This is a genomic window from Desulfovibrio oxyclinae DSM 11498 (assembly GCF_000375485.1).
Classification (GTDB): Bacteria; Desulfobacterota; Desulfovibrionia; order Desulfovibrionales; family Desulfovibrionaceae; genus Pseudodesulfovibrio; species Pseudodesulfovibrio oxyclinae.
On the sequence record NZ_AQXE01000002.1, the window covers coordinates 274,739 to 298,637 of the forward strand.

The window sequence follows — 23,899 nt, forward strand, 5'->3', positions numbered from 1 at the left end:
CGAAGGTACCCCACGCTCCGGATAAAGGGAAGGTTGTTTGCGTTTCCGGAATGCCACTTGTGGAACACACGGGACTGGGCTAGCGTATAGATGGACGCTTAATCTTTACGGAGTGGACATGAAGCGCGTCGTTGTGCTGCTTTTGCTGATCACATGGACTGTGTGGGTGTTGCCCAAGACTGCTTGTGCACGGGAAACGGTGCGCATGGCTACGCTGGAATGGCCTCCTTATGCCGGTGAGAATCTGCCGGGGCAGGGAGCGAGCATCATGGTGGCCAAGGAAGCGTTCGCGGCCGTCGGTATTGAGCTGAAGGTGAGTTTCTACCCATGGAAAAGAGCGGTGGATCACGGCCTGAACATGAATGGGTTCATTGGTTACCTCCCCGAATACGACGCGGACCGTCTGGACATGGTTTGCCATCTTTCCGAGCGCATGGGCGACAGCCCGCTTGGGGTAGTGGAGCGCGTCGATGAACCTCTGGAGTGGGAGAAGGTCGAAGACCTCGGCATCTATACGCTGGGTGTGGTGGACGGGTACGTGAACACCCCGAGATTCGATACGCTGATGAATCTGGGCGTGCTGGACGTCGAGAAGGTCACGGACGATGCCACGAACATCAGGAAAGTCCAGGGCGGCCGCATTGACGGAGCCGTAATGGATCGTAACGTTTTTCTCTATCTGGCGGACACCGAGGATACCATTCGTCGCGAGCGGTATCTCGTTCGGTTCGGACCCAGGTTACTCGCCGACAACGGGCTTTACGCCTGCTTCCGCAAAACCCCCGACGGCAAACGCCTGCGCGACGCCTTCAACAGGGGACTCTCCCGCATCGACTACCGCGCCATACAGGACAAGTACATAGAAAACGCGCTTGGCGACTGGCGCTACTGATCCCAGTCGAGCTGCACGGTCTTTTCCGCGGTGCGCGCCAGTGCGCCGGAAAGCAGGTGCTCCGCGAGCCTGCGGACATCATCGGCCAGATATCTGTCCTGCGTCACGGTGGGGAACAGCTCCTGCTGCTCAATTTCCTGCATGATAGCTTCCGAGACCGGGCTCAGTTTCTTTTCCTCGTGATCAAGCGGATACTCGCGTGTCACCGTGGCTTCGAAGCGCACGCCGCGTCCCGTGCCGTTCATCTTTTCCTTGAGTCCCTCAAGCTCCTTCGCGACCCATTCCGGCAGCTCGGCCTCCGTGGGGATGGCGTCCAGCCGCCTGCGAACGGCAACGGCCTGAAGAATGTATGCCAGTTCGATGGAGAGCACCGAGGCGGCTTCCGGCAGACAGTCGTACAGGCGAACGGCCAGCGTGGTGCCCATGCTGACATGGTCTTCCTGGCCGGAGTTGGTGGAGATGTTGAACAGATGGCTTGGCGCAGCCTTGCCCCATATGTTGTTGGTCATGGAGGCGGAGGCGTACTCAAGCATCATCATGCCGCTGGAGACGGCGCGTTCCTCGCCGGACAGACCGGGCCACTTCAGGTCGCGCCCAAGGCCTTTGTTGCGGGCCGGGTCCACGAAACGAACCGAGCGCATGTGCGACAGGCTGGTCATGATGGAGAGCGCCTGCATGAGGTTGTATGCCTGCACCGCAACGGGCATTCCGTGGAAGTGGCCGCCGGAGACGATGTCCGTGTAGAGGCCGTCGGCGTCAGGGAGCAGGATGGGGTTGTCGGTGGCGCTGTTGATCTCCACCAGCAGGGCGGATTCGGCCTGTGAGATGAGGTCGTGGCAGGAGCCGAGCACCTGTGCGGCGCAGCGGATGTTGTAGGGATCCTGCACCTGACCGTCCACCTTGAAGTCCTTGTGGGAGTTGCGGATGGGCGAATCCTGCATGAGCCGCCATATCCAGTCCGCGACGCGCACCGCGCCCTGATGGGGACGCACGGCGTGGAAGTCCGGGCGGAAATAGGTGTCCGGGGCGAGCATGACCTGTGCGGTGAGGGCCGTGTTTACGGCGGCGGCGCGCAGCAGATCCTTGAGCCGCAGGCAGGCAAGGGCCGCCAGCCCGGCCATGAACTGCACGCCGTTGTTCAGGGCCAGTCCCTCCTTCATCCGAAGTTCCACCGGCTCGATTCCGGCGTCACGAAGGGCTTCGGCTGCGGGTATGACTTCGCCTGCAACCCGCACCTCACCTTCGCCGATCATGGCCATGGCGATGTGGGAGAGCGGGGCCAGATCGCCCGACGCGCCCACGGATCCCAGTTCCGGCACCAGCGGAACGATGCCCGCGTTGAGCATCCGCACCAGTGTGCGCGGCAGCACGGAGCGCACGCCGCTGTGCCCCTGCGAGAGCGATACGGCGCGCAGCAGCATGGCAGCCCGCACCACGTCGTCCGGGGCATGGCCGCCCTGACCGACGGCGTGGGAGAGGATCAGGTTGCGTTGCAGGTCCTTGAGGCCCTCGCGGCCAACGGTCTGATCCACATTATGGCCGAAACCGCGGTTGAAGCCGTAAGCGGGAACATCCTGCGACTGGACGAACTCTTCCACCTGACGACGTCGTTCGTCGAGCATATCGGCGCTGTGCTGAGCCAGCTCCACATGCTCGCAGCGTTCGGCCACGGCGGCCACGTCTTCAAGGGTCAGGGTCTTTGTATGATCTATGACGACGCTCATGCGTACTCCGTTCAGGAAAGGCCGTAGAGCCACGACAAGGCCACGTTGGCGGCGAGGCGCACGGTGCGCCCATCCATGTCGTGCTCGGGGTTGGTTTCGGTTATTTCGAATATCCTTGCGCCGTGTCGGCAGCCAGCGGCGAATTCCATGGCCTCCCAGCCGGTCAGGCCCACGGCGGCAAGCGCGCTCACGCCGGGCGCGTCCGAGGCGCGGATGGCGTCCATGTCCAGCCCGGCAAAGAAAGGTTTCCGCTCCAGCGCAGGCAGCAGATTCTCCAACACGGCCATCCAGCCGTGGCGACGGACCATGGCCAGCGTGCAGATGTTCACGCCCATGTCCTGCGCCTGCCTGAGGTATTCCGGAGAGTTGGCATGAGGCTGGATGCCAACCTCGTGAAAATTCTCGGGCTTCAGGAAACCGTCATCCAGCAGTTGCCGGTATGGGGTGCCGGAGTGTGGTTCCGATGCCTTGCGCATGTCCAGATGCGCGTCCACGTTCACGGCGGCGATCTCGCCTTCCGCTTCGGCCAGCGCCCTCGCGTCCGGGTAGGAAATGTCGTTGCCGCCACCGAAGACCAGCACGCGCTTGCCGTCCTCAAGGATGCGGCGCACCACGCGGCGTTGGCGTTCGTGGATGGTCTCCAGCTCACCCAGCACGTCCACGTCGCCCATGTCGCAGAGTCTGACCCCGGCATGGTCCAGCGGAGCCTTATACTGATAGAGAGCCTTGCGGATGGCGGTGGGAGCGCCCGCGGCGCCGACGCGTCCGCAGTTGCGCCGCACGCCCTGATCCTGCGGGCAACCGATGATGACATGCGTGGCTTCGTCGTATCCCTTCATGCCGAAAGAGGTAATGTCTTTCATGAAGACGTCGTTTGCATCGTGACACTTGAAGCGCGCTTCGAGCGGCTTGAGTATTTTCAGCGGATTATCGGAGCTCATGGACGGTGCCTCCCTTGATGACGGCGCTGACGTGCCGTTCTCCGTAGAAGTAGACCAATTCCTCGTATTTGTCCGCATCCAGCACGGCCATGTCCGCCCGCAGTCCTTCTGCGATGCGACCCCGGTCGCTCATGCGCAGGGCGTGGGCCCCGCCGCGGGTGGCCATGATCAGGGCCTCGTCCGTGCTGACACCTGTCTTCATGCACAAAAGCGACATCATCAGCGGCAGGTTCATGGTCATGTTGGAGCCGGGATTGAAGTCCGTGGCAACAGCCACGGCGCAGCCCGCGTCGATGAGCTGTCGCACCGGCGCGTACGGAATATCCAGAAAAAGCGACACGCCCGGCAGGGCGAGGCCCACCACGTCTGTCCCGGCCAGTTTGACGGCATCCTCGGGCCGCATGGCTTCCAGATGATCCACCGATACCGCGCCCAGCTCCACGGCAGCCTCGATGCAGCCGATGGAGTGGAACTGGTCAGCGTGCATCTTGGGCAACATGCCGCAGTCGCGCGCCGCCTCCAGCAGCGACACCGATTCGACGGGAGTGAAGTATCCCTGCTCGCAGAAGACGTCGCAGAACCGTGCGGTTCTGGCGGCTTCGGGAAGCAACTCGCGCATGGCAGCGAGGTAGTCGTTCTTGGCCACGCCTTTGGGGACCGCGTGCGCGCCGAGGAACGTCGGCACCAGATCAATCGGATGCTCGGCGTCCAGTTCGCGGATGACCTCCAGCATTTTGAGTTCGCTCTCCGGGGTCAGCCCGTAGCCGGTCTTGGCTTCAAGGGTGGTGACGCCGTGCGCCATGGCGCGGTCCAGACGCTTACGGGCCAGCTCTTTGAGCTTATCCTTGGATGCCTGTTGCGTGGCCGCCACGGTACGGGCGATGCCGCCGCCGGATGCGGCAATTTCCTCATAGCCGGCCCCGGCGGTGCGCATGGCGAATTCGTCGGCGCGGTCACCGGCGAAGACCGGGTGGCTGTGGCTGTCCACGAGGCCCGGAATCAGTGTTTGGCCTGATGCGTCATACCGCTTCGCACCGGACGCTTCGGCAAGAAGCTCGTCGAGCGCGCCGATGCGCTCGATGAGACCGTCGCGGCACAGCACGGACATGCCGGTGAAGACGTCGAGACCGCCGAGGCCCGCGCCCCGTTGATCTCCGGGGCGGGGGGTGACGATGCGCGCCGGATTTTCGATGATCAGGGCCATGAATGCTCCTTGCTATTTATCGAAGTTCACCATGGGCAGATTGAGGCCTTTGTCTCTGGCGCAGTCCACGGCGATGTCGTAGCCCGCGTCCGCGTGGCGCATGACGCCGGTGGCCGGGTCGTTCCAGAGCACTCGTGAGATTTTCTCGTCCGCTTCCTCGGTGCCGTCGCAGAGCATGACTACCCCCGCGTGCTGGGCGTAGCCCATGCCCACGCCGCCGCCGTGGTGGAAGCTGACCCATGTGGCGCCGGAAGCGCAGTTGAGCAGGCAGTTGAGGATGGGCCAGTCGGAAACCGCGTCGGAGCCGTCCTTCATGGCTTCGGTCTCGCGGTTGGGGCTGGCCACGGAACCGGAGTCGAGGTGGTCGCGGCCGATGACCACCGGGGCCTTGAGTTCGCCGTTGCGGACCATCTCGTTGAAGGCTAGCCCGAGGCGGTGTCGGTCGCCGAGGCCCACCCAGCAAATGCGCGAGGGCAGACCCTGAAAATGAATCTGCTCCCGGGCCATGTCCAGCCAGTTGTGCAGATGCGTGTCGTCTGGGATGAGTTCCTTGACCTTTTGGTCGGTCTTGTAGATGTCCTCGGGATCGCCGGAGAGAGCGACCCAGCGGAAGGGGCCCTTGCCGGAGCAGAACAGGTCGCGGATGTAGGCGGGCACGAATCCGGGGAAGTCGAAGGCGTTTTCGAGGCCCATGTTGTAGGCTTCCTGCCGGATGTTGTTGCCGTAGTCGAAGGTGGGAATGCCCATCTTCTGGAAGTCGAGCATGGCTTGTACGTGCGGCACCATGGACTTGCGCGCGGCCAGCATCACGCGGTCGGGGTCGCTCTGCTGGGTGGACTCCCACTGCTCCACGCTCCAGCCCGCGGGAAGGTAGCCGTTGAGCGGGTCGTGAGCGCTGGTCTGGTCGGTGACCGCGTCGGGTCTCACGTCCATCTCCACGAGTCGGGGGTAGATTTCAGCAGCGTTGCCGAGCACGCCCACGGTGACTGGGGTCTTTTCCTCACATGACTTGCGAATGAGCTCCAGCGCGTGTTCGAGACTGTCGGCACGCATGTCCAGATACCCGGTGTCGAGCCGCTTCTGGATGCGCTCCTCGCGGCACTCCACGGCCAGCATGGAGGCTCCGGCGAATTTGGCGGCCAAAGGCTGTGCGCCGCCCATGCCGCCAAGTCCGGCGGTGAGAATCCACTTGCCGGAAAGGTCGCCGTCGAAATGCTTCTTGGCCATGCTCACGAAGGTCTCATACGTGCCCTGCACGATGCCTTGCGAGCCGATATATATCCATGAACCGGCCGTCATCTGGCCGAACATCATGAGTCCTTTGCGGTCCAGTTCGTTGAAATGTTCCCAGTTGGCCCAGTGCGGCACGAGGTTGGAGTTGGCAATAAGTACGCGCGGGGCGCCGGGGTGCGTGCGAAACACGCCCACTGGCTTGCCGGACTGCACCAGCAGGGTCTCGTCCTCTTCGAGGTTGCGCAGGGTCTCGCAGATTTTGTCGAAGCACTCCCAGTTGCGCGCGGCGCGGCCTATGCCGCCGTATACGATGAGATCCTCCGGACGCTCGGCCACCATGGGGTCGAGGTTGTTCTGTATCATGCGCAGCGGGGCCTCGGTCTGCCAGCTCTTGGCGCTGATCTCGGTGCCGGTGGGAGCCGTGACGATTCGCTTGTCGTGGCGTGTGGTCATGTCGCTTTCTCCAATGCCTGTCGTTATGAAGAGTGTCCGCCGCTGCCGTTCGGGGTGAACGTGCCACCAAAGGTGAAGCGGCTGGCGGGGTAGTACAGTTCCGCGTAGGACACGAGCCTGTCGCCGGACCACGTCTTGCGGCGCAGCAGCAGGCAGGGTTCGTTTTCAGGAATATCAAGGAAGTACTGCTGCTCGGTGCCGGGGAGCACGGCAGTAAGTTCGTGCTCGGCCTTCATGAGCGGCGCGGCCCGCATCAGGTAGCGGTGTGCGGTGGTTTTCGAAAAATCCAGTCCAAGGTAGTCCGGGGCCATGCGCAGGTCCACCCAGCGGTCTTCAAGCTGGATGGGCAGGCCGTTCTCGCAGTGCACCACCTTGGAGCGGGCGAGGCTGGCGTCCGCACCTTCGCCGAAGACGTGGGCCGTGAGGGCCGTCATGGGCTCGGCGGCCAGATACTTGAGGTCGCTGAAGTAGTCGCCCCCGCGCTCGCGAATCTGCTCGGCGATGTCGGCCACCACCAGCAGGTCGCTTCTGGGAATGCGCCGGGCTACGAAGGTCCCCCTGCCGCGCTCACGATAGACCATGCCCTCGGTGGCCAGTTCTTTGATGGCCCGGTGCACGGTCATGCGGCTGGCGGAGAACGTCTCCATCAGCTCGGATTCCGCAGGGATGCGGTCGCCGGGCTTCCACGCCCCGTTTTCGATTCTTTCAACTATATGATCGCGAATGCGCGACCCGAGTCCCTTGCGTGCCATTGACGCTCTCCTGTATATACAAATTTGAACTATGTATATACATTTGCAACGGGGCAGGTCAAGCCCGCAAAAAAGGAAAGTGGCGCACCATTCGGTGCGTCCTGTTCGGTTTTCGGAAAAGGATTCTGGCGGCCTCGGGGCCGGGAAGGACGGGCGGCGGGTCTGTCGCTGCTAGCCGAGCTTGACCTTGATCCACTCGCAGACAGCCATTTCGAGCATGGTGTCCCAGTTCTGGAATTCGGTCTTCAGACAGATGAACTCGTCGAAGCCATTGGGACGGCACGCTTCAAGGTCACCCTGACAGCTGATGTCGTGGCCGCTGGCATCAAGAAGTTCGCGAATGTTCGCATAGTTCGTGTACTGGCGGACGAATTCATCGGGAAAGAGGGTGCGCAGCGGCAGTTCCTTGGTTTCCGCGATGGTGTCGATGGTTCTGGAGATGCTTTCCAGTTCCTCGTTAAGTTCCGTATCGTTGAGAAAATATTCTCCCATTACCGTATCTCCCCCTCTAAACAAGTATTACGCTTTGTTTAGAGGGGAAAATCGAAGATGGGTCAATAGTTCGTGGACTGAAATGGGGGATTTTCCCGGGAAAAAACGGAAAAATCCTTCTGCACGCCGTTACATGCGATGAAACGGGATCCCGAGCGCAGAAGGAGCGTTTCCACGTCCGGAGGTGCCGAAACGTTTCACGAGCACCAGCACCACGATGGTCAGCACGTAGGGCAGCATCTTGAGAATCCAGGCAGGGATCAGCTCCGAGCCGTTGGCCTCGAAGTTCCATTGCAACGCGGCCAGCGCGCCGAAGAGCAGGGCGCCCAGCGCGGCGCGACCCGGCCGCCAGCCCGAGAAGATGACCATGGCGATGGCGATCCAGCCTTGCCCCATGGTCATCCCGTCCTTCCAGCCCGGCGTGTAGGCGAGGGACAGGTAGCAGCCGCCGAGGCCCGCCAGCAGGCCACCGAAGAGCACACAGCCCCAGCGCACCAGCGTTACATTGACGCCCATGGCGTCCGCAGCGGGGGCGTCTTCGCCCACAGCGCGTATCTTGAGGCCGAGCCGGGTGCGGAAAAGCATCCACGCCGTGAGCGGCACCAGAATGTAGGCGACATAGGCCAGTGCGTTCTGCTTGAAGAAGATGCCGCCGAGAACCGGGATGTCCGACAGCACGGGCAGGGCTTCGAGGCCGAAGCGCACGCCGCGTTCACCAATGATGGCGCGCCCGAGGAATCCCGCCAGACCGGCGCCGAAGATGGCGATGGCCAGACCGGAGAGCGTTTGGTCGGCCTTGAGGTTGATGGCGAAAAAGGCGTGTACCGCTGCCAGCGCCGCGCCTGCCAACATGCCGCATCCGGCGGCCAGCCACGGGTCGCCCCATGCGATGCCCGCAGCCGCGCCCACCATGGCGCCGGTGAGCATCATGCCCTCAACGCCAAGGTTCAGAACGCCGCTTCTTTCGGCAAAGACTTCGCCGACTGCCGCGAAGAGTACGGCAATGGATGACTTGATGGCGATGGTGGCGATAAAAATGATGTCCTCAAACATTGTCGTCCCCCTTGCCCGAGGCGATTCTGAAGCGCGTCACGGCTTCCGCCGCCAGAAGACCAAGCAGAAGCGCGCCTTCGAGCACCAGTCCGATGGAGGAGGGGAGCTGCATGGCCGATTGCAGCCGGTCCGCGCCGATGAGGAAGGTGCCGAGCACCACTGCGTAAACCGGGACCAGCGCGGGCCGCAGCCCGGCGAGGCAGGCCACGATGATGCCGTCATAGCCGTAGCCGGGGTTGATGCCCTCACGGATGAGGTAATGGATGCCGCAGACCTCACCCATGCCCGCAAGCCCGGCCAGCGCGCCCGCCGTGGCCATGACCGCATACGTCTGGCGCGAGGTGTTCATGCCGGCGTACCGGGCGGCCTGGCCGCTGCGCCCGGTGACCCGGATGCGATAGCCCCATTTGGTCCTGGCCAGCAGCAGATGCAGTCCAGCCGCCGCGAGCACGGCCACCAGCGCACCGAGATGCAGACGCGTCTTGCCGAGCCTTGGCAGCCAGGAGGCTTCGGGGAAGGTGGGCGTGCCCGGAAAGCCGAAGGCCATGGGGTCGCGCCACGGGCCGAAATAGAGATGCTCCATGAAAATGATCGCCACGTAGTTCAGCAGGAGCGTGGTCAGAATTTCGCTGACCCCGTAGCGAACCCGCAAGGCCGCGGGGATCATGGCCCAGAGTGCTCCGGCCAGTGCCCCGCAGAGCAGGCAGGCCGGAATGACCAGCGCAGTGGGAAGAAACGGCGAGAGGTAGAGCGCTGCCCAGCCAGCGCCGATGGCCCCCCAGACGAACTGTCCTTCGGCTCCGATGTTCCAGAGCAGCATGGTGGCGGCCACGGCCACGGAAAGTCCCGTCAGGGTAAGCGGCACGGCCTTCACCGCGACTTCGGCTAGCCCGTTGAGGCTGCCGAGCGCGCCTGAGACCATGACGGCATACGCTTCCAGTGGGTTCACGCCCTGCCCTGCAAACACCAGCGCTCCGGCTGCCAGCGCGAAGCCGACGGCCAGCAGGGCGGTGACGAGCGCCTTGTAGCGGATGGGCCGCGTACGCCTGACTATGCGCATTGCGAATCCCCCTCGGCGGTTTCGCCGCCCGCCATGAGCAACCCGATGCGCGCCACGGCGTCAGCGTCGAGGGCGTCCAGTACTTCGAGGATGCGGCCACGGAACATGACCGCGATGCGGTCCGCCAGCGTCAGCACTTCCTTGAGGTCGCCGGAAAAAAGCAGGATGCCGGAATGCTTGCGCTGCCGGATGAGCGCGGCCCAGATTTCCTCGGTGGATGCGATGTCGAGACCCTGCGTGGGTTGCTCGGCAACGAACAGTTCCGGCTTGCGCGCCAGTTCCCTTGCAAGGATGAGTTTTTGCAGGTTCCCGCCGGACAGGCTCCCGGCCATATCCTCCGCACCGGTGGCGCGGATGGAGTAGTTCTCGATGGCTTTTTGTGTCTTCTTGGCGATACGCGAAAGGTCGAACCACGGTCCGTCGCCTGCCGCGTCGAGGCGCGTCAGGGCGTAGTTCTCGGCCAGCGTCATGTCGTGCACGCTGCCGGTGTTGTGCCGATCCTCGGGAACGTGGGCGATGCCGTGATGTCCTTTCCAGTCCGGGGCGCTTACGGTTTCGTCGCCAAAGGTTACGCTGCCGGATTCGGCCAGCCCCGCGTCTGTATTGCCCGTTACTGCTGCAGCAAGCGCAGACTGGCCGTTGCCAGCCACGCCGATGACCGCGAGAATCTCGCCTCGACGCACAGAAAGATTAACGCCTTCGAAGCCGGTGCGGCCGGAGGCGCCGCTGCCCGCGAAGTGCTTCAGCTCCAGCACGGTCTCGCCGGGATTCAGTTCGGGCTTGTCCACGGCGAGCACAAACTCACGGCCCACCATGAGCCGGGCCAGCTCTCGCTTGCTCTCGATTTCTCCAGGCGCAACGGAAGCGATGATGCGTCCGCGTCTGAGGATGGAAATATGGTCGGCGGCAGCCATGACCTCTTCCAGCTTGTGGGTGATGAAGACCACGCCGCAGCCATTCTGGCGCAGCCGGTCGAAGATCTTGAAGAGTCCTTCCGCCTCGGGCTGGCTGAGCACGGCGGTAGGTTCGTCGAAAATGAGAATGTTGGCGTTCTGCACCAGCAGCTTGAGAATCTCGGCGCGCTGACGTTCACCCATGGAGAGCGAGCCCACCGTGCGAGATGGATCGACACCGAGACCGTAGCGTTCGGAAAGCTCGGCCATGCGCCTGTCGGCCTGGCGGGAGCCGATGCCGCAGGAGTGTGCGGAAAGCCGGATGTTTTCGGCCACGGTGAGGCGTTCCACCAGCATGAACCGTTGATAGACCATGCCGATGCCCATGCGCATGGCGTCCGCCGGACGCGAGAACTGCACGAGCTCGCCACGTACGCGGATTTCTCCGGCATCTGGCCGAAAGCGACCAGCAATGACCGACATGAGCGTGGACTTGCCCGCGCCGTTTTCGCCGAGAAGGGCCTGCACCTGACCGGCACGGACCTCAAAGGTGATGTCCCGGTTGGCCACGACCTCGCCGAAGCGTTTCGTCACTCCCCGGCAGGAGAGCAGTGGTGCGTTCTCGGACATTGCTACAGACGGATCGGTTTGGGCAGGGTGGCGAGCGAATGCAGCGGGGCGGGCAGCAGCGGGTGCTTTTCCCCTTCCTGCGCCACACAGTAGATGCCTGCAATCTCGGGCGGTTCGATGCCGCGCTGTCTGCCTATTTCGTCCATCAAGTCGGCAAGGCCGAGGATGGTGCCGCCGGAGGATACCACGTCGTCAATGAGGATGACCTTTTTGGCCTGCGCCAGCAGGTTCAGATCGCGCTCGTACACGGCGAGAAACTTGCTGCCGCTGGTGATGGAGTCGCTGCCCACCTGAATGAAGGGCCTGCGCTCGGCCTCCATGTGCGGCTTGACGCGGTTGTAGGCCACGGCCACGGCGTCAAGTCCCAGATCGTAGGCGGCGACCTGCGTGAGTTGCAGCGCCTTTTCCACGACAGTCAGGATGGCGAGTCCCTCAAGATCGCCCACGGTTTCGCGAATCTGGCGGGCCATGAGTTTGCCGAGGTCCTCGTTGAGCCGGATCTGGCCCACGAGGTTAAAGGAGGCGATGGAAACCGGGCCGTCCTGAGATTTGAGCGTAACGTAGGGAATCTCCACGTCGTAGGGCAGGCCGTCCACCGAAAGGCGGTATTTTTCTCCGGACTCGGGTGCGCCGAGAACGTTCATGGTGCTGCTCCGTAAATGGTGCGGCGCCCGCTCGGGGCGCCGCGCCGTGTTGATGTGCTTACCGTGCGAGCTTGCCCTGCACGCCCTTGACGAGCATCTGCATGGACAGGAGCTGGCCGTCGTCGAACCGTTCGCCCTCGGCCAGAACTTTCTTGCCGTTCTGGTCGAAGATCGGGCCGGTGAAGATGTCGTCCTGACCGTTCTTGAGCTGTTCCTGTACGGCCAGAACCTTGTCGCGCACTTCCTGAGGGACGGACTCGTGGAAGTCGGCGAGCTTCACGCCGTTGGCTTCGAAGCCCTTCCAGTAGGACCCGGTTTCCCAAGTACCGTTCTGGAAGTCGCGGATGGCTTTGACGTAGTAGGGGCCCCAGTTCAGCATGGCGCTGGAGAGCACGCATTCCGCGCCCCAGCTGGCGGCGTCGGTGCCGTAGCCCATGGCCGGAACGTCGGCGGCGCAAGCTGCGAGAGAGCTGTCGGGAGTGTCGGCCATCTGGCGGATCAGATCGTGGTTCTTGGCGATCAGGGTCTCGGCCAGCGTGGTCTCCTTGACCGGATCGGCCCAGGAGTTGAGCCAGGCCACGGTGTTGACGGTTTCACCGTGTTCCACGCCCGCTTCCATCAGGCCGCGCTGTAGGCCGAGGGTGAAGGCATTCACGCCGCGCACCGGTTCCGGAATCGGGTGGGTGCCGACGGTGCCCACGTCCTTGAAGCCCATCAGGCCGGCAAGGTATCCGCAGAGGTAGTCGGCCTGATAGATGCGGACCATGTAGGTGCGCACGTTGGAGGCCGTCTTGTAGCCGGAGCAGTGCTCGAATTTGATGTCGGGATAGTCGCGCGCCACACGGAGGATGGGCTCCATGTGGTCGAAGGTGGTGCCAAAGATGATATCGCAACCTTCTTCAGCAAATTCGCGGAAGACGCGTTCGGCGTCGGGGCCGAGGACCTTTTCCTTGTAGATGACTTCGACGTCGTCGCCGAGTTTTTCTTTCATGTGCTGGATGCCGTTGTAATGTGCGGTGGTCCAGCCTCGGTCGTCGATGGTCCAGAGCAGCGCGAAGCCTGCCTTGATCTTCTTCTTGGCCATGGCGGCGCCGGGTGCGGCCAGCAGCATGCAGAGCATGGCAAGCACGCACAGGGTCACGAAGCGTTTCATCCTCTATTCTCCCGTTGATGGTGAAGCGTTGGCGGGAACCTCCATTCCCGAAAGACGGGAAAGTTTGCCCCGTTTTTCACAGGTCCGTCAAGCGGCTAGGCAGGAAAGTCCCGGGTAGCTCAGAAGCTGTATCGAGAATTATCGGAAAAGATTGAAATGGCGATTGACAAGCGCGGATCATGCGGATATAAGCTCCCTTCTCCATGGGCGGTTAGCTCAGTTGGGAGAGCATCGGCCTTACAAGCCGAGGGTCGCAGGTTCGAGCCCTGCACCGCCCACCAAGGAATCCCAAGGGTTTGCACGAAAGTGCGAGCCCTATTTCTTTTTGTCGCGGGTAAGCTATGGGTAAGTTTGTTGCAGAAAAAAAGATATCCTCGCATGACACACCCATGAGCAGCAGAAAGCGGATTAAAACAAAATACCCCGGCGTGTACTACCGGGACAGCTCGGCCAAGACTTTCAAAGGCAAGCCGGATCGCTGTTTTTCCGTCTGGTACAAAGATGCCACCGGCAAGCCGCGCTGGCAGACCGTCGGATGGGCCTCCGAGGGCGTGCGCGCCATCACGGCAAAGAACTTCCGTGACGACCTGTTGGCAGCTGTCCGGCGCGGGAAGGGTAATGTCTCTATCGATCTCACTGGCGCGACTTCCATCACTGTGGGCGACGCCTTCCGTGCGTACGAGCGCTGGGCAAGGGGTGAGGGGCGCGACGTCAACCGAGAGCGCAATCGCTATGACAAGCACCTGTCGCGCGTGTTCGACGCCATGCCCCTGACGTCCGTTTCCGTGTCCATTCTGGAGGATCACAAGCACAAGCTGCTCGCGACCCTGAGCCCCCAAACCGTTCATCATTGCTTTTCCCTCCTGCGGCGCGCCGTGAACCGGGCCATGGCCCTCGGACTGCACAGCGGCTCCAATCCGTTCCAGACGGGCCGGGCCAGCGCATTTAAGCTGCCGACCGTCAAAAATGATCGCTATCGATTTTTCACGCCCGAAGAGGCCCGAGATCTGCTCGGCCTGTTGCGGGAGCGCTCCCGGCAGACGCACGACATGAGTCTGCTTTCGTTGCGGACCGGCCTGCGGTCCACGGAAATTTTCACCATCCTTGGCCGTGGCGTGCGCCCGGAAGAGGGCATCATCCGATTTACCGACAAGCAAGGCAATCCTGCCCACGTTCACGCTCCGGTCGATGTGCTGGAGATGCTCGCCGGATACGAGCGCAGGGCAGGGGAGCACGTCTTTCAGTCGCGCCGGGGCGGGCCGATCCGCCACGGCATCAGCGCGGTGTTCCAGCGTTGCGTGGACGAACTCGGTCTCAACGACGACGCGGACGCCCGTTCCCCGGAACGCGTCACGTTTCATACGTGGCGGCACACCTTCGCAAGCTGGCTGGCCCAGTCGGGTGAGGTCACGCTGCAGGAGCTCAAGGAGATGCTGCGGCATGAGCGCATCGAAATGACGCTGCGCTATGCGCACCTGATCCCGGGCCACCAAAGCGACCGTCTGTCCATCATCGAGAAAGCGCTGCATCAATCTGCCCGCTGATCTCGTGTCTGGACCCGATGGCGGCGCAGATACTGCTCTATGTCCGAGCGCCGGTACCGCACTCCCATGCCCGGCGCTTTGGAGTATTGAGGCCCGGCGCCTTTGTTGCGCAGGTCGGCCAGCGTTTGACGTGAGACACCGAATTCGGTCTCGACTTCCTTGGCGGAGAGCCATTCGCGGCGACTGTCCAGTCCTGCGGGTTCGTACACGCCGTCCGGGTCGTCCACGACAACGGAGAAGTGGAGCCGCTCGCCTAAATCAGGCAGCAACAGCCTGCCGATGCCATCAAGAACGGATCGCAGGGCTTCGGTGCGATTTTCGCGAACTTCATGCACCTGCAGTGTGCCGCCATCCACCACCACGCCGTTTTCGGCGATCCTGATTACGATCTGCTTTTGCATGCCTATTTCCTTCCTGCCGGCCGATAGGCCGTGCGTGTTTCCTTGATATCGATTTTGGTCTGGATCAATCCGGAGCCCTGGCAGCTCACACAGTGGCAGTCTTCGTCCTCAAAACAGTCCCGATCACTGCCCGTTCCGCCACACTCCGGACACACCTCGACCCAGTATCCGGTCCCGCCGACCTTCTGCTGGTTGAGAATTCTGTCCGCCAACCGCTTGCGATTCTTGAAACCATTCAGCAGCACGACACCCCTCCTCTACGCGGCCACAAGCTGCCGATATTCGCGGGCCACGGCCTCGCCCTCGTCGGATGCGACCATGTCCTCATAATCTGGGTCAAAATGCCTGTAGAGCGTCGCCAGCATGCCTTCCAGATCCGCGAACTCCTGCCGCGCCTTTGCGGCCTTGGCCGGGATCTCCGCACGCTGCTCCGCGACCAGTGCCAACCCGATCGCGACGAATGCGGCTTGCGAATGTCCGCCGCCCTCGTCCACCCATGCGGAGTTGAGTTTGTCGGCAGCTCTGGCGAAACAGGCTTGATCGCTTCTGGTCGGCTGGCCGAGAGCTTCAATCATCGCCGTGACCCGCCGTTCGATCCGGCGCAACGACTCGCGAGTCTTCTTTTCGAAGCACTGGCGATGCTCGCCCATGCCGCGCACCAGCTCACGCACCGCATGCAAGGTCAGATATTGTCTGCGCTGTTTCGTCGTCATCCTTGTACGCCTCCTGAATTTCGTCTATCGTACTGGTTCTCGATACCTTTGCCGAAGCGGTCTCGCCGGGACGGTCCCGGTGGGGCCGCTTTGTGTACTCGCCACCGCGAGCCAGACCTAAGCGGCCTTGTAGAACACTACCCAGTGCGTTTTCAGATTGTGGGTTGTCGTGTGGCCACAAAGCGGGTCGGCAGGAAAACAGGGGCGCAGCTCGCTAATCTTGATCTGCGTCTCGTTCCATTTGAAAATCATGGTTCCACCCGGCTTGAGCACGCGCCAACACTCTGCAAACCCCGCCGTGATATCCTGCTGCCAGTTGTCCCGATCCAGCCGTCCGTATTTCGCCCTCATCCATGAGTCATCCCCAGCCCGAACGAGGTGCGGGGGATCGAAAATCACGAGATTGAACGCCCCATCCGGGAAGCTCAGATTGCGAAAATCCTCGATGGTGTCAGGCGACACGGTGAAAGCGCGACCATCACAAAGCTCGTGCTTCTCTTTCCGAATGTCGGTGAACAAGACTTGTGGGTTCTTTTTGTTGAAGTGGAACATTCGTCCACCGCAACAGGCGTCGAGAATTTGCGGCATTCTGGTCCACTCCCTGCTGATCAGTTTATGCGGCCTAGTACACGGCCTTTACGTCAAATTCGTGTCCACACTCAGGGCAAACCACTTCTTCGAGTCCAACGTCGTCGCCGGGCTCCAGTCCGAACCGACCGTCCCAAAACTCGGGGTGGTCGAGCAGATCAACCGTCGCGCCGCAATCCGGGCAGTCAGCCAATAATTGCACTATCCACGTTGCTTCGATCATCATTCCCCACTTCTTTTGAATCATCGGTTATCCGCTGACGCCATGGACGCGGGGACCCCCAACCAGATCGGCGAGAACGACGCCATCACGTCCTGCTTCCCCGTCCGCGAGTTCGGAACCTGTCGTATCGTCAACAACCTGGATACCGGGGTCACCAATGGTTACCAACCCCAGTCGGCCGCTCGGGCAGGACGATAAGACTCTTTGCAACTTGCCGATCCACCGCCGTTCTTCCTCTGTCAATCGAGGCACAGACAATTCATCCGTAGGGGTTATGTAGACGCCTTTCATTTTGGTCTACTTCCTATCAATCAGCTGTCGGCCAACCCGCGGGCCGTTCGGTGCGTTCGAACTCGTAGACCCACACCCAGTCGTTGCGCCCCCACGAGCCGGGGTAAAGAGATTCCCACAAGTTGGAGAACTCGCCATCGAGCGGTGGCGCGCCACAGGCCTCACATCCTTCGCCGTCGTACCAGCGCTCCGAGTGCAGGCCGTCCGCACGGACGGGGCAAGGAGTTTCGTTGTGTCCAAGCCCCTCTGCGATGCAGTCCTCGATCGAAATGTCCTGAATGCGCTGGACCCGCACATCCGTCACACGCAGCCAGAGGCGGCAAGCCCATTTGGGCATGTGGATTGAGGGCTTCCAAGGGTGACAACAGGCCGGGAAGCCTGTTTTACCGCAGCGGTCCGTGTCCGCGCGGTGGCAAGCATCACCGCCGCATCCATCGCAAAAAGTTTCCCTCACCCAGATGGTGTCGCCGGGGGCATACTTGGGCACCATGCGTTGCTTTTCATTCCAGACTCCGTTCCGCATACAGCTTTCAACCACCACCGGCAGCCCGGCAATTGCCGCAGACCGGCGGATGTCCACTGCGTTTTCCTTCCAGGGCTGCGGTTTAACCGGCCTCCGGTCCTGCGTCTGGCGACCGTCAAGGATCGCGCGGACCACGTTGCCGTTACAAAGTATTGGTTTGATCGCCATCACACTACCCTCCATACCCACACAAAAGCCTTCGGTACCCATCCTCGGTACGCACCGCCACCACCTGCTCGCGCTTGAAAAGACGCGTCGCGCCCTTGGTCGGGCCGCGCAGCTGGCGGCCTACCCAGAANCCGCGGGGATCCTCGCCGGTGATGCGCACGCACAGCAGCTCGCCGCGATGNTTGCGCACCAGCACCTGTTGCCCCGCCGCGATCATCGGAAGCCTCCCGGCGCGTGGATCANNTCGCCCATCGGCTCCACGTCGAACTCCGGCCAGCCGCCGTCGTCCGCAGGGGCCGGACACTCGCCCAGCACCCGCACCACGAACGCATGCGCCGCATCGTCCAGCGCCAGCTCCGGGCGCATCCCGGCCTCCAGCCCNGAGCGCAGGCACATGCCACGGGTCTGCANCCAGTGCCGCAGCGATGCCCCGGCCGTGGCGTTGTCGCGCCAGCCGCAGCCGCTCGCCTGCACCGCGTCGCGCAGCTCGGACGAGGCAATCTCCCTGCGCCCCTGCCCCATGGCCCCGCGCAGAATCTCCGCCACGGCGACCTCGCGGCCCTGCGCCGGATCCGGCTCGTGCAGCTCGGGCAGCCAGCGCCGGACAAACTCCCGCGCCGCANCGTCGAGCGCCACCATGGACGGACGGCCGAACCGGGTCAGCCCGCAGTTGTCCGCGAACCGGGCGAAGGGGCCGAGACACGCGATGTCCACAGCCTCCGGCTGACCCTCGCCGAAATCCTCCCACAGCGCGCGCAGCGCCACGGCCTCGCCCTCGGTCCGGTGCAGCAGCACGGCCATACGCGCCAGCCTCGCCTCGCGGATCCGCTTGTCCACGCTCATTGCAGCATCCTCCCGCGCCGCTCCAGACGCCGGGCCGCCGAGCTCGAAAGCGCGGCAGCGAGCCAGACGAGCAATACGAACAGCAGCATGTACGCCGTGCCGAAAACCGTGCAGTCCATCCAGTCCATGACAACCTCCTCAGGCGTCCACGTAGACNCCGCGGTGACAGGTTCGCTCCTCCCGTGCGGAGGCGGACACGGCCTGATCCAGCANCCGGATCTGCTCGCGGGCGTCCTCGGCCATGGCGGCGAGGTGAAGCGCCATGCTCATGAGCCTCGGCCGNTGGACGGGGGGCAGCACCCCGCACTGCAGGGCGTCGTCCACGGCGGCCCGGAGATGCTCCAGTCGTGCCAGATATTCGTCCATGTCCGCCTCCTTTCGAGGGATGGAGGGTTGTAGGGAAATCTACTGCCGCGCCGCGTCGAGCATGTCCGGGGGCGTGTCCTGTCCCTCGGGCATGACCACCACCCGCAAGCCCATGGCGCGCAACCGNTGGATGCAGTCCTGCGCGTTGAGCGTGTCCAGCTCGGCGCGCACCTCGTCCTCGATGCGCCGGCGCAGCGCGGCCACGTTCAGCGGCTCGCCGTACTCGTGNGACACAACGGCGTACCGGGGCTCGTCGTCCCCGTTGAGGATCCAGTCGGGATTNGCGCCGGTCTCNCGCCAGACGGTCAGCAGCCANTCGCCGGGCACGGAGCAACGGCGCTTGGCGTCGGAAATGCTCGACTGCCGGACCCCGATGCGNTCGGCCAGCTGCACCTGCGTGCGGCAGCCGGTCACCTGNCGGATNCGGTCCATCTGTGCGTCAAACTCNGCCCGGCGTTCCGGGGTGATGGGTCGTGTGGGCTTGGGCATGGTGGGAACCTCCTGTGATTATTGATCGAGNCCNTGCAGCAGGGCCATGATCGCCCGCACTGCCTCGTAGCCTTCCCGATTGATNCGCANCCGCTCGGCCTTGGTGATGGTGCCGTCCTCCANCGCCTCGCCGTAGGCGGCCATGAGCTCGCCGAACTCCTTGACCGCGGCGATGGCGCCGCGATCCACACCGGCGCNNGCCAGCGGCAGCTTGAGAAACACGCCGCGCCGGCGCGCCGCGAGGTAGTCCACGGGCGCGTCGGAGTCGGTCAGCTCCATGAAAAGCGGCAGATCCGCGGCCCCGAACTTGTGGGACGGCAACTCGTCGTTGAGCTCGCTGGCCAGCGTCGAGTAGGCCTTGCCCATGAGCTCCGCGATCTGCTTGAACGTGCGGCCGCTGGGCGCATCGTGAGAGACCTCGTGCAGCAGCCGGATGATGTTGTCGTGTGACATGGTAAAATTCCTCTCGCTTTACCGTGGATGCGGTGCCGAAAATTCGTGCATGTGAAAGATGAAGACGAAAACTCGTCACGCAGTAGCAGAGACTTCGGCTTTGCCCTGCCGATCCTTCGCGCTGATCGGACCGGGTTTTTCACGGCTGGGGGCGGGGAGCAGATTCTCGGGCATGCCGAACCGCTCGCTGAGAATGGCGATGTACCGGCGCGGGGCCCTGCCCTTGCGGAGCATGGTGGACACCCGCGAGGGCGTGACGCCGCACGCTCCGGCGATCTGGATGTTGGTGATGCCGCGCTCGTCCATCCATGCGCGGCGCTGGTAGGCCACAGGCAGTTCTTGCGTTGCGTCGTGAGTTCGGTTAATCATTGTCAAATCCTCTGACCGTTGCCGCGTCACCGGCTCCGGTTGGTTCAGTTGATGTGTGTTTAGACAACAACTATTCGAAAAATCGGCATCGCGTCAAGCGCGTTTTCGTATTTCAATGAAGGCTTTTCGATGTCTGAAGGATTAGGCGAACGATTGCAGGAGGTTGTTTCAGCAAAAAAATTGCTGAACAAGGATCTTGCGAACATCATGGGCATCAAAAGCCAGACGCTGACCTCGTACATTCGGGGCCAGGCCGCGCCCAAGCCCCCCGCCCTGGTGCAGCTGCATCGAAAACTTGGCATCGACATCAACTGGCTACTCACCGGCCGGGGTGACATGCTCGCATCCGATGCCGCGGCCGCACCGCGCCCGGAGCTCACCAGCACGGCGGACACGCTGCGCCGCCTGATGACGGACAGTCTGGACGTCGGCCCCGAGGAACTTGCCGAGGCGGCGGGCCTGACCGTGGAGCAGGTGGAGGCCATGCTTGAACGCCGGGCCGAGATTCCGGCCACGGCGATCCGCAGCTGGGTCTCCCGCTACCGCATCAATGCCAATTTTCTGGTTGCCCAGATCGGGCAGCCGCTCCTGAGCCGCGAGGAATTTCTGCAGCAGGGTCCCATGACCTGGCTGCGCATGCGCGACGGCGAGCACGAGTATCCGGCGAACATGGAAAGCCCGGACAATCCCCCGGTCAACGAGTCGCTGGACGAGACGCGCACGCCCATCGCCAAGGCCGTGGCGGACATCGAGCGCGCCATGGGAGACACCGAAGAGTTGGACAAGCTGCGCGCGATCCGCTCGGTCATCGACAACCGAATCCAGAGCCGCTCCGCCGATCTGGGCATCTACAACGCCCGCGCCGGCGAACGCCGAGCCTCCCTGCACGAAGACACAGTGTCCTATCCGGAGGACCGGGACGGATNACGGTGGAGGGGCGGGACGCACGCGCTATTTTTTTGCCCGAGACTATCAGTTTACTGATGGAAAGATGTGTAAAGACGTTACAAATGACCGCAGACAAGCGGCGGCTACAGTAAAGGGGGATACATGGAAATCGTAGTCATCTCTGCCCTGCTCGGCCTGATCCCGGCGCTGATTGCCCGCAGCAAGGGCCGCAGCATGTTCGGCTGGTGGATCTACGGCGCGCTNCTGTTCATCGTCGCGCTGATCCACGTCCTGTTCGTCAGCGACCTCAAACAGGAGCAGGCCCAAAAAGCCGCCGCCAAGAAGCGCAGACAGGAGCAACAGGCCCGCGAAGCCGAGCAGGCCGAACTGCGAGACTGCCCCTACTGCGCCGAGCCCATCAAGAAAAAGGCCATCAAATGCAAACACTGCGGCAGCGACGTGGAGCCGGAGGCCGGAAGTTCCGATGTCCGATCCATGACAACGCAGGAGTTGGAGGCTGAGGCAGCACGGCAGGCCCTTACGGAGATAAGCCAACAATCCAAACCCAAAGTCAGCACCAAGCACGCCATGGTCTTGTTGACCGTGGGTGGAACGCTGGTCGCCCTCATGATCTACGGGGCCATGGGGCAGGGGTAATGGGCAGCCCAATGACAATCATCTCCATGCCGGACGAGGTAAACGGCGGGCACATCACAGTTGCAGGCGTCTCCTACCGCGACATCAGCATGGCCCGGCAATGGTTCGAGCGGGTCCGTCCGCACGCAGACTCGGACGGCCCGCTCCTCTTCCACCTCGTGGACGAGACCGGCGAAACCCTTGAAACCATCTCCATCGGCATCAACACCGCCGAGGAGATGCTGGACACGGAACTGAACTTGGAAAAACTGCACCACCTCGCCCAGCTGCAACAGCGCGGGCAGATGGTCACGGCGTTGGATTTGGAGGGGTAGATGCAAAGGCCACAGGAGCAGCAAGATAACCTTTACGCTACGTGCTGCTTCCACATGTTCGGTGCGTTAATTAACTTCGCACTAGCAGCCCTCCGTGGGGCCTTTGTCCTCTGCGGTGGAGGTGCGGTGGCAATTCTAAGTTTCATTGCAGCGAAAGTGCCCGCAAACCATGAGATGCTCCTAAGCACTCTGACGCTCTTCACGACTGGAGGCGTCTTGGCCGTCTTGAATACCGGAGTCTGCTACATTGCTCAAATGTGTCACTCCAAAGATATCGACGCTCAATGGGTAGCATACATAAGGAGCAAACCTAGACAAAAGAGTGCGTGGAAAATATGGGGCGTTGGTCTCCAGCTATTCGCCATTGCACTTTTCATTACCAGCATCAGCCTCTTCATCGTTGGTTGCCTCTCCGCAAAAGATGCATTCGCAGGCCAGCAGGAGCAAACCGAGGTTCTCTGCTCCCGCGTAGTAGACGGTGACACTCTCGTCATGGACGTCAAGGGCCTACAAGCACGCGTCCGCGTGCTCTGGATCGACACGCCCGAAAAAGGCGAGCCTGGAGCCAAAGAGGCCACGGCATGGGTGCGAGAGCAATGCGAGGGCAAAATGCTTCGGCTGGAATTTGAACCCGGTCACGTGGATCGCTACGGTCGAAACCTCGCGCACGTCTATCTCCCGGACGGCCGCTGGCTGGCTGCCGAGCTCGTGCAGAGAGGCATGGCTGAGGTGTTCATGGCACCGGATGGGGCGGAAGAGAAACTGAGAACAAATGGAGTTCCTTGAATCATCAAGGAACTCCATTTGTTCAAACACCTTAAGCAGTCACGGCCCTTCGAAAGCCGCGCGCCAGACAACAACTCACCGGGACAATATTTCATCCGCGAGTTCGATCAATCGCTCGGACGTCACGTCGTCGAAGTCGATAGCAGTCTTGATGTTTGAGCGCCACGACTGTGATATGTCTTTTGTCACTGCGAAAACATCGAACATGTCCGGAGAGCGAAGCGCCAGTTGATACGCGATTGCATCTTGAAGCAGTTGCACATCGAGATATACATGATCGCTCTCGCACAAACGCTGTTCAAGAAAGTAGTCTTTGAAATTCTGGTGTAGGCGTTGAACCCGCTCGTCTGACAGCGAAAACATGTATCTATGAAATTCGAGGAAGGACGTCCGCTGCGCGCTCAGCGACTTATACCGCTGCGAATCCTGATTCTCCTCCAAATAGTACGGATTCACAATCGTATACGGCCCGTTCTGCGCGACGACCTGCTTTTGCATCTTCATCGCGTATTGATTCAACCCCGACGTAAGTCCCATGCCCTCCAGCTTTTCCTGAATCGCGACCAGAATAAAATCGTTAGCCGAGCACTTTTCCCCCGATTCGATCTGGATCGCTTTGGCTGCCCGGGCAATTGCGGGCCGCAAATCGTTGTCCGGATGAAATCTTACGACAGACTGCGGAGTTCCTTTCTTCATTGCCATTCCTGCTCTCCTTTATTTAGATCAGATTCAAAACGAGGATGCTTTCGCCGTGTTCGTCTTCCATGCCTACGGAGTCAAAACCCATCCGGCGGCAGACTTCGCCCTTGATCCCTTGGATGTCCCAGCTCAGTTCGCCGAGGCTGTCAAAACCGAACTGTTCCAGCAGTTCCGAAGCAACATCGTCGTCGAGATCGAAAACGCTTTCATCTTCTGCGACGAGTTCCAGCATCAAGTCGGCATCGATGTCGGAAACACACCTTTCGTCGTCGATCACTGCCAGCACCAGGGCTTCAACGTCTTCGGCGTGATCGGAATAAAAAGCCAGGTGACGGAAGTCGTCGGCGCTGANGTGGCGCCCGAGGCTCATTTCAAAAACCGTTTCGCCGTGCGATTCTGCAACTTCCCGTTCCGGGCTTGCGAAGATGCCGCCGAAGCGGTTGTCAAATTCGGAGGAAAA

28 protein-coding genes and 1 tRNA gene are annotated in these 23,899 nt (G+C 62.0%); 6 read left to right on the top strand and 23 right to left on the bottom strand.

The features are described 5' to 3' along the window. Window positions 1-118: 118 nt before the first annotated feature. Complete coding sequence (locus B149_RS0103885) at window positions 119-892, top strand: substrate-binding periplasmic protein (RefSeq protein ID WP_018123855.1); 774 nt, start codon at window positions 119-121, stop codon at window positions 890-892. On the opposite strand, the gene B149_RS16360 is transcribed toward B149_RS0103885, so the two are convergent. From B149_RS16360 to B149_RS0103940, 11 genes are all read right to left on the bottom strand, one after another. Continuing rightward, entirely contained in the window at window positions 886-2,616 is a 1,731-nt protein-coding gene (locus B149_RS16360; protein WP_018123856.1) for an HAL/PAL/TAL family ammonia-lyase, read from the bottom strand. The two genes, B149_RS0103885 and B149_RS16360, sit on opposite strands and share 7 nt — an antisense overlap. Before the next feature lie 11 nt (window positions 2,617-2,627). Then, entirely contained in the window at window positions 2,628-3,557 is a 930-nt protein-coding gene (locus B149_RS16365; RefSeq protein ID WP_018123857.1) for a formimidoylglutamase, read from the bottom strand. Then, on the bottom strand, window positions 3,544-4,761 hold the full coding sequence (gene hutI / locus B149_RS0103900; RefSeq protein WP_018123858.1) for an imidazolonepropionase: 1,218 nt from the start codon (window positions 4,759-4,761) through the stop codon (window positions 3,544-3,546). Before hutI ends, B149_RS16365 begins: the two co-directional genes overlap by 14 nt. Window positions 4,762-4,773: 12 nt before the next feature. Then, entirely contained in the window at window positions 4,774-6,447 is a 1,674-nt protein-coding gene (gene hutU, locus B149_RS0103905) for a urocanate hydratase (RefSeq protein ID WP_018123859.1), read from the bottom strand. Window positions 6,448-6,470: 23 nt separating this feature from the next. Then, window positions 6,471-7,199 carry a histidine utilization transcriptional repressor HutC gene (gene hutC, locus B149_RS0103910; RefSeq protein WP_018123860.1) on the bottom strand — a complete coding sequence of 243 codons (729 nt, stop codon included), beginning with the start codon at window positions 7,197-7,199 and terminating at the stop codon, window positions 6,471-6,473. Window positions 7,200-7,370: 171 nt separating this feature from the next. Continuing rightward, window positions 7,371-7,691, bottom strand: a complete 321-nt coding sequence (locus tag B149_RS0103915) for a hypothetical protein (protein ID WP_018123861.1) — start codon at window positions 7,689-7,691, stop codon at window positions 7,371-7,373. 129 nt (window positions 7,692-7,820) lie between these two features. Beyond that, a complete protein-coding gene (locus B149_RS0103920) occupies window positions 7,821-8,744 on the bottom strand; it encodes an ABC transporter permease (RefSeq protein WP_018123862.1) in 924 nt (307 codons plus the stop codon). Further along, entirely contained in the window at window positions 8,737-9,804 is a 1,068-nt protein-coding gene (locus B149_RS0103925; RefSeq protein WP_018123863.1) for an ABC transporter permease, read from the bottom strand. Before B149_RS0103925 ends, B149_RS0103920 begins: the two co-directional genes overlap by 8 nt. Further along, window positions 9,795-11,327, bottom strand: coding sequence for an ABC transporter ATP-binding protein (locus tag B149_RS0103930; RefSeq protein ID WP_156816733.1), 1,533 nt, complete (start codon window positions 11,325-11,327; stop codon window positions 9,795-9,797). Before B149_RS0103930 ends, B149_RS0103925 begins: the two co-directional genes overlap by 10 nt. A 2-nt stretch (window positions 11,328-11,329) precedes the next feature. Then, a complete protein-coding gene (locus B149_RS0103935; RefSeq protein ID WP_018123865.1) occupies window positions 11,330-11,971 on the bottom strand; it encodes a phosphoribosyltransferase family protein in 642 nt (213 codons plus the stop codon). A gap of 58 nt (window positions 11,972-12,029) precedes the next feature. Beyond that, the gene (locus B149_RS0103940) at window positions 12,030-13,124 is read right to left on the bottom strand and encodes a BMP family ABC transporter substrate-binding protein (RefSeq protein WP_018123866.1); all 1,095 of its coding nucleotides are present in this window, start codon (window positions 13,122-13,124) and stop codon (window positions 12,030-12,032) included. Between the two features lie 205 nt (window positions 13,125-13,329). Here B149_RS0103940 and B149_RS0103945 point away from each other — a divergent pair. Both B149_RS0103945 and B149_RS0103950 read left to right on the top strand, forming a co-directional pair. Further along, a tRNA-Val gene (locus B149_RS0103945) sits at window positions 13,330-13,405 on the top strand. 108 nt (window positions 13,406-13,513) lie between these two features. Continuing rightward, the gene (locus B149_RS0103950) at window positions 13,514-14,668 is read left to right on the top strand and encodes a tyrosine-type recombinase/integrase (RefSeq protein WP_169332901.1); all 1,155 of its coding nucleotides are present in this window, start codon (window positions 13,514-13,516) and stop codon (window positions 14,666-14,668) included. Here B149_RS0103950 and B149_RS16370 read toward each other — a convergent pair. The 10 genes from B149_RS16370 to B149_RS0104020 all read right to left on the bottom strand — a co-directional run bounded on the left by B149_RS16370 (window position 14,653) and on the right by B149_RS0104020 (window position 20,095). After that, the gene (locus tag B149_RS16370; protein WP_018123868.1) at window positions 14,653-15,069 is read right to left on the bottom strand and encodes a helix-turn-helix transcriptional regulator; all 417 of its coding nucleotides are present in this window, start codon (window positions 15,067-15,069) and stop codon (window positions 14,653-14,655) included. The two genes, B149_RS0103950 and B149_RS16370, sit on opposite strands and share 16 nt — an antisense overlap. A 2-nt stretch (window positions 15,070-15,071) precedes the next feature. After that, a complete protein-coding gene (locus tag B149_RS0103960) occupies window positions 15,072-15,314 on the bottom strand; it encodes a hypothetical protein (RefSeq protein ID WP_018123869.1) in 243 nt (80 codons plus the stop codon). Window positions 15,315-15,326: 12 nt separating this feature from the next. Beyond that, a complete protein-coding gene (locus tag B149_RS0103965; protein ID WP_018123870.1) occupies window positions 15,327-15,782 on the bottom strand; it encodes a hypothetical protein in 456 nt (151 codons plus the stop codon). 117 nt (window positions 15,783-15,899) lie between these two features. Continuing rightward, window positions 15,900-16,370 (bottom strand): class I SAM-dependent methyltransferase, encoded by a 471-nt coding sequence (locus tag B149_RS0103970; protein WP_018123871.1) that lies wholly within the window; start codon window positions 16,368-16,370, stop codon window positions 15,900-15,902. Between the two features lie 34 nt (window positions 16,371-16,404). Continuing rightward, a complete protein-coding gene (locus tag B149_RS16375) occupies window positions 16,405-16,596 on the bottom strand; it encodes a hypothetical protein (protein WP_156816734.1) in 192 nt (63 codons plus the stop codon). 304 nt (window positions 16,597-16,900) lie between these two features. After that, the gene (locus B149_RS16385; protein WP_156816735.1) at window positions 16,901-17,575 is read right to left on the bottom strand and encodes a hypothetical protein; all 675 of its coding nucleotides are present in this window, start codon (window positions 17,573-17,575) and stop codon (window positions 16,901-16,903) included. 839 nt (window positions 17,576-18,414) lie between these two features. Further along, window positions 18,415-18,546 carry a hypothetical protein gene (locus B149_RS18910; RefSeq protein ID WP_018123877.1) on the bottom strand — a complete coding sequence of 44 codons (132 nt, stop codon included), beginning with the start codon at window positions 18,544-18,546 and terminating at the stop codon, window positions 18,415-18,417. A 277-nt stretch (window positions 18,547-18,823) separates the two neighbouring features. Further along, the gene (locus B149_RS17755) at window positions 18,824-19,273 is read right to left on the bottom strand and encodes a helix-turn-helix domain-containing protein (protein WP_018123879.1); all 450 of its coding nucleotides are present in this window, start codon (window positions 19,271-19,273) and stop codon (window positions 18,824-18,826) included. 18 nt (window positions 19,274-19,291) lie between these two features. Beyond that, complete coding sequence (locus tag B149_RS18940; protein ID WP_018123880.1) at window positions 19,292-19,726, bottom strand: phage regulatory CII family protein; 435 nt, start codon at window positions 19,724-19,726, stop codon at window positions 19,292-19,294. A gap of 75 nt (window positions 19,727-19,801) precedes the next feature. Then, complete coding sequence (locus B149_RS0104020; protein ID WP_018123881.1) at window positions 19,802-20,095, bottom strand: helix-turn-helix domain-containing protein; 294 nt, start codon at window positions 20,093-20,095, stop codon at window positions 19,802-19,804. 129 nt (window positions 20,096-20,224) lie between these two features. Between B149_RS0104020 and B149_RS17760 the strand changes: the two genes are divergently transcribed. The 3 genes from B149_RS17760 (at window position 20,225) to B149_RS17765 (ending at window position 22,740) form a co-directional block, all read left to right on the top strand. Then, entirely contained in the window at window positions 20,225-21,079 is an 855-nt protein-coding gene (locus B149_RS17760; RefSeq protein ID WP_083909144.1) for a helix-turn-helix domain-containing protein, read from the top strand. Window positions 21,080-21,639: 560 nt separating this feature from the next. Beyond that, window positions 21,640-21,954, top strand: coding sequence for a hypothetical protein (locus B149_RS0104035; RefSeq protein WP_040372160.1), 315 nt, complete (start codon window positions 21,640-21,642; stop codon window positions 21,952-21,954). Next, window positions 21,955-22,740, top strand: a complete 786-nt coding sequence (locus B149_RS17765) for a thermonuclease family protein (protein WP_018123885.1) — start codon at window positions 21,955-21,957, stop codon at window positions 22,738-22,740. It begins immediately after the preceding gene. A gap of 75 nt (window positions 22,741-22,815) precedes the next feature. Here B149_RS17765 and B149_RS0104045 read toward each other — a convergent pair whose 3' ends face one another. Further along, window positions 22,816-23,442, bottom strand: coding sequence for a hypothetical protein (locus B149_RS0104045; protein ID WP_018123886.1), 627 nt, complete (start codon window positions 23,440-23,442; stop codon window positions 22,816-22,818). Between the two features lie 16 nt (window positions 23,443-23,458). Beyond that, on the bottom strand, window positions 23,459-23,899 hold a 441-nt coding region (locus B149_RS19010; protein ID WP_018123887.1), incomplete at its 5' end, for an AcrIF11 family anti-CRISPR ADP-ribosyltransferase.

Excerpts from the sequence above, each read along its gene's own strand:
- B149_RS0103885 (WP_018123855.1), top strand. The coding sequence starts at position 119 with ATGAAGCGCGTCGTTGTGCTGCTTTTGCTGATCACATGGACTGTGTGG.
- B149_RS16360 (WP_018123856.1), bottom strand. The coding sequence starts at position 2,616 with ATGAGCGTCGTCATAGATCATACAAAGACCCTGACCCTTGAAGACGTG.
- B149_RS16365 (WP_018123857.1), bottom strand. The coding sequence starts at position 3,557 with ATGAGCTCCGATAATCCGCTGAAAATACTCAAGCCGCTCGAAGCGCGC.
- hutI (WP_018123858.1), bottom strand. The coding sequence starts at position 4,761 with ATGGCCCTGATCATCGAAAATCCGGCGCGCATCGTCACCCCCCGCCCC.
- hutU (WP_018123859.1), bottom strand. The coding sequence starts at position 6,447 with ATGACCACACGCCACGACAAGCGAATCGTCACGGCTCCCACCGGCACC.
- hutC (WP_018123860.1), bottom strand. The coding sequence starts at position 7,199 with ATGGCACGCAAGGGACTCGGGTCGCGCATTCGCGATCATATAGTTGAA.
- B149_RS0103915 (WP_018123861.1), bottom strand. The coding sequence starts at position 7,691 with ATGGGAGAATATTTTCTCAACGATACGGAACTTAACGAGGAACTGGAA.
- B149_RS0103920 (WP_018123862.1), bottom strand. The coding sequence starts at position 8,744 with ATGTTTGAGGACATCATTTTTATCGCCACCATCGCCATCAAGTCATCC.
- B149_RS0103925 (WP_018123863.1), bottom strand. The coding sequence starts at position 9,804 with ATGCGCATAGTCAGGCGTACGCGGCCCATCCGCTACAAGGCGCTCGTC.
- B149_RS0103930 (WP_156816733.1), bottom strand. The coding sequence starts at position 11,327 with ATGTCCGAGAACGCACCACTGCTCTCCTGCCGGGGAGTGACGAAACGC.
- B149_RS0103935 (WP_018123865.1), bottom strand. The coding sequence starts at position 11,971 with ATGAACGTTCTCGGCGCACCCGAGTCCGGAGAAAAATACCGCCTTTCG.
- B149_RS0103940 (WP_018123866.1), bottom strand. The coding sequence starts at position 13,124 with ATGAAACGCTTCGTGACCCTGTGCGTGCTTGCCATGCTCTGCATGCTG.
- B149_RS0103950 (WP_169332901.1), top strand. The coding sequence starts at position 13,514 with ATGAGCAGCAGAAAGCGGATTAAAACAAAATACCCCGGCGTGTACTAC.
- B149_RS16370 (WP_018123868.1), bottom strand. The coding sequence starts at position 15,069 with ATGCAAAAGCAGATCGTAATCAGGATCGCCGAAAACGGCGTGGTGGTG.
- B149_RS0103965 (WP_018123870.1), bottom strand. The coding sequence starts at position 15,782 with ATGACGACGAAACAGCGCAGACAATATCTGACCTTGCATGCGGTGCGT.
- B149_RS0103970 (WP_018123871.1), bottom strand. The coding sequence starts at position 16,370 with ATGCCGCAAATTCTCGACGCCTGTTGCGGTGGACGAATGTTCCACTTC.
- B149_RS16375 (WP_156816734.1), bottom strand. The coding sequence starts at position 16,596 with ATGATGATCGAAGCAACGTGGATAGTGCAATTATTGGCTGACTGCCCG.
- B149_RS16385 (WP_156816735.1), bottom strand. The coding sequence starts at position 17,575 with ATGGCGATCAAACCAATACTTTGTAACGGCAACGTGGTCCGCGCGATC.
- B149_RS18910 (WP_018123877.1), bottom strand. The coding sequence starts at position 18,546 with ATGGACTGGATGGACTGCACGGTTTTCGGCACGGCGTACATGCTGCTG.
- B149_RS0104020 (WP_018123881.1), bottom strand. The coding sequence starts at position 20,095 with ATGATTAACCGAACTCACGACGCAACGCAAGAACTGCCTGTGGCCTAC.
- B149_RS0104035 (WP_040372160.1), top strand. The coding sequence starts at position 21,640 with ATGGGCAGCCCAATGACAATCATCTCCATGCCGGACGAGGTAAACGGC.
- B149_RS17765 (WP_018123885.1), top strand. The coding sequence starts at position 21,955 with ATGCAAAGGCCACAGGAGCAGCAAGATAACCTTTACGCTACGTGCTGC.
- B149_RS0104045 (WP_018123886.1), bottom strand. The coding sequence starts at position 23,442 with ATGGCAATGAAGAAAGGAACTCCGCAGTCTGTCGTAAGATTTCATCCG.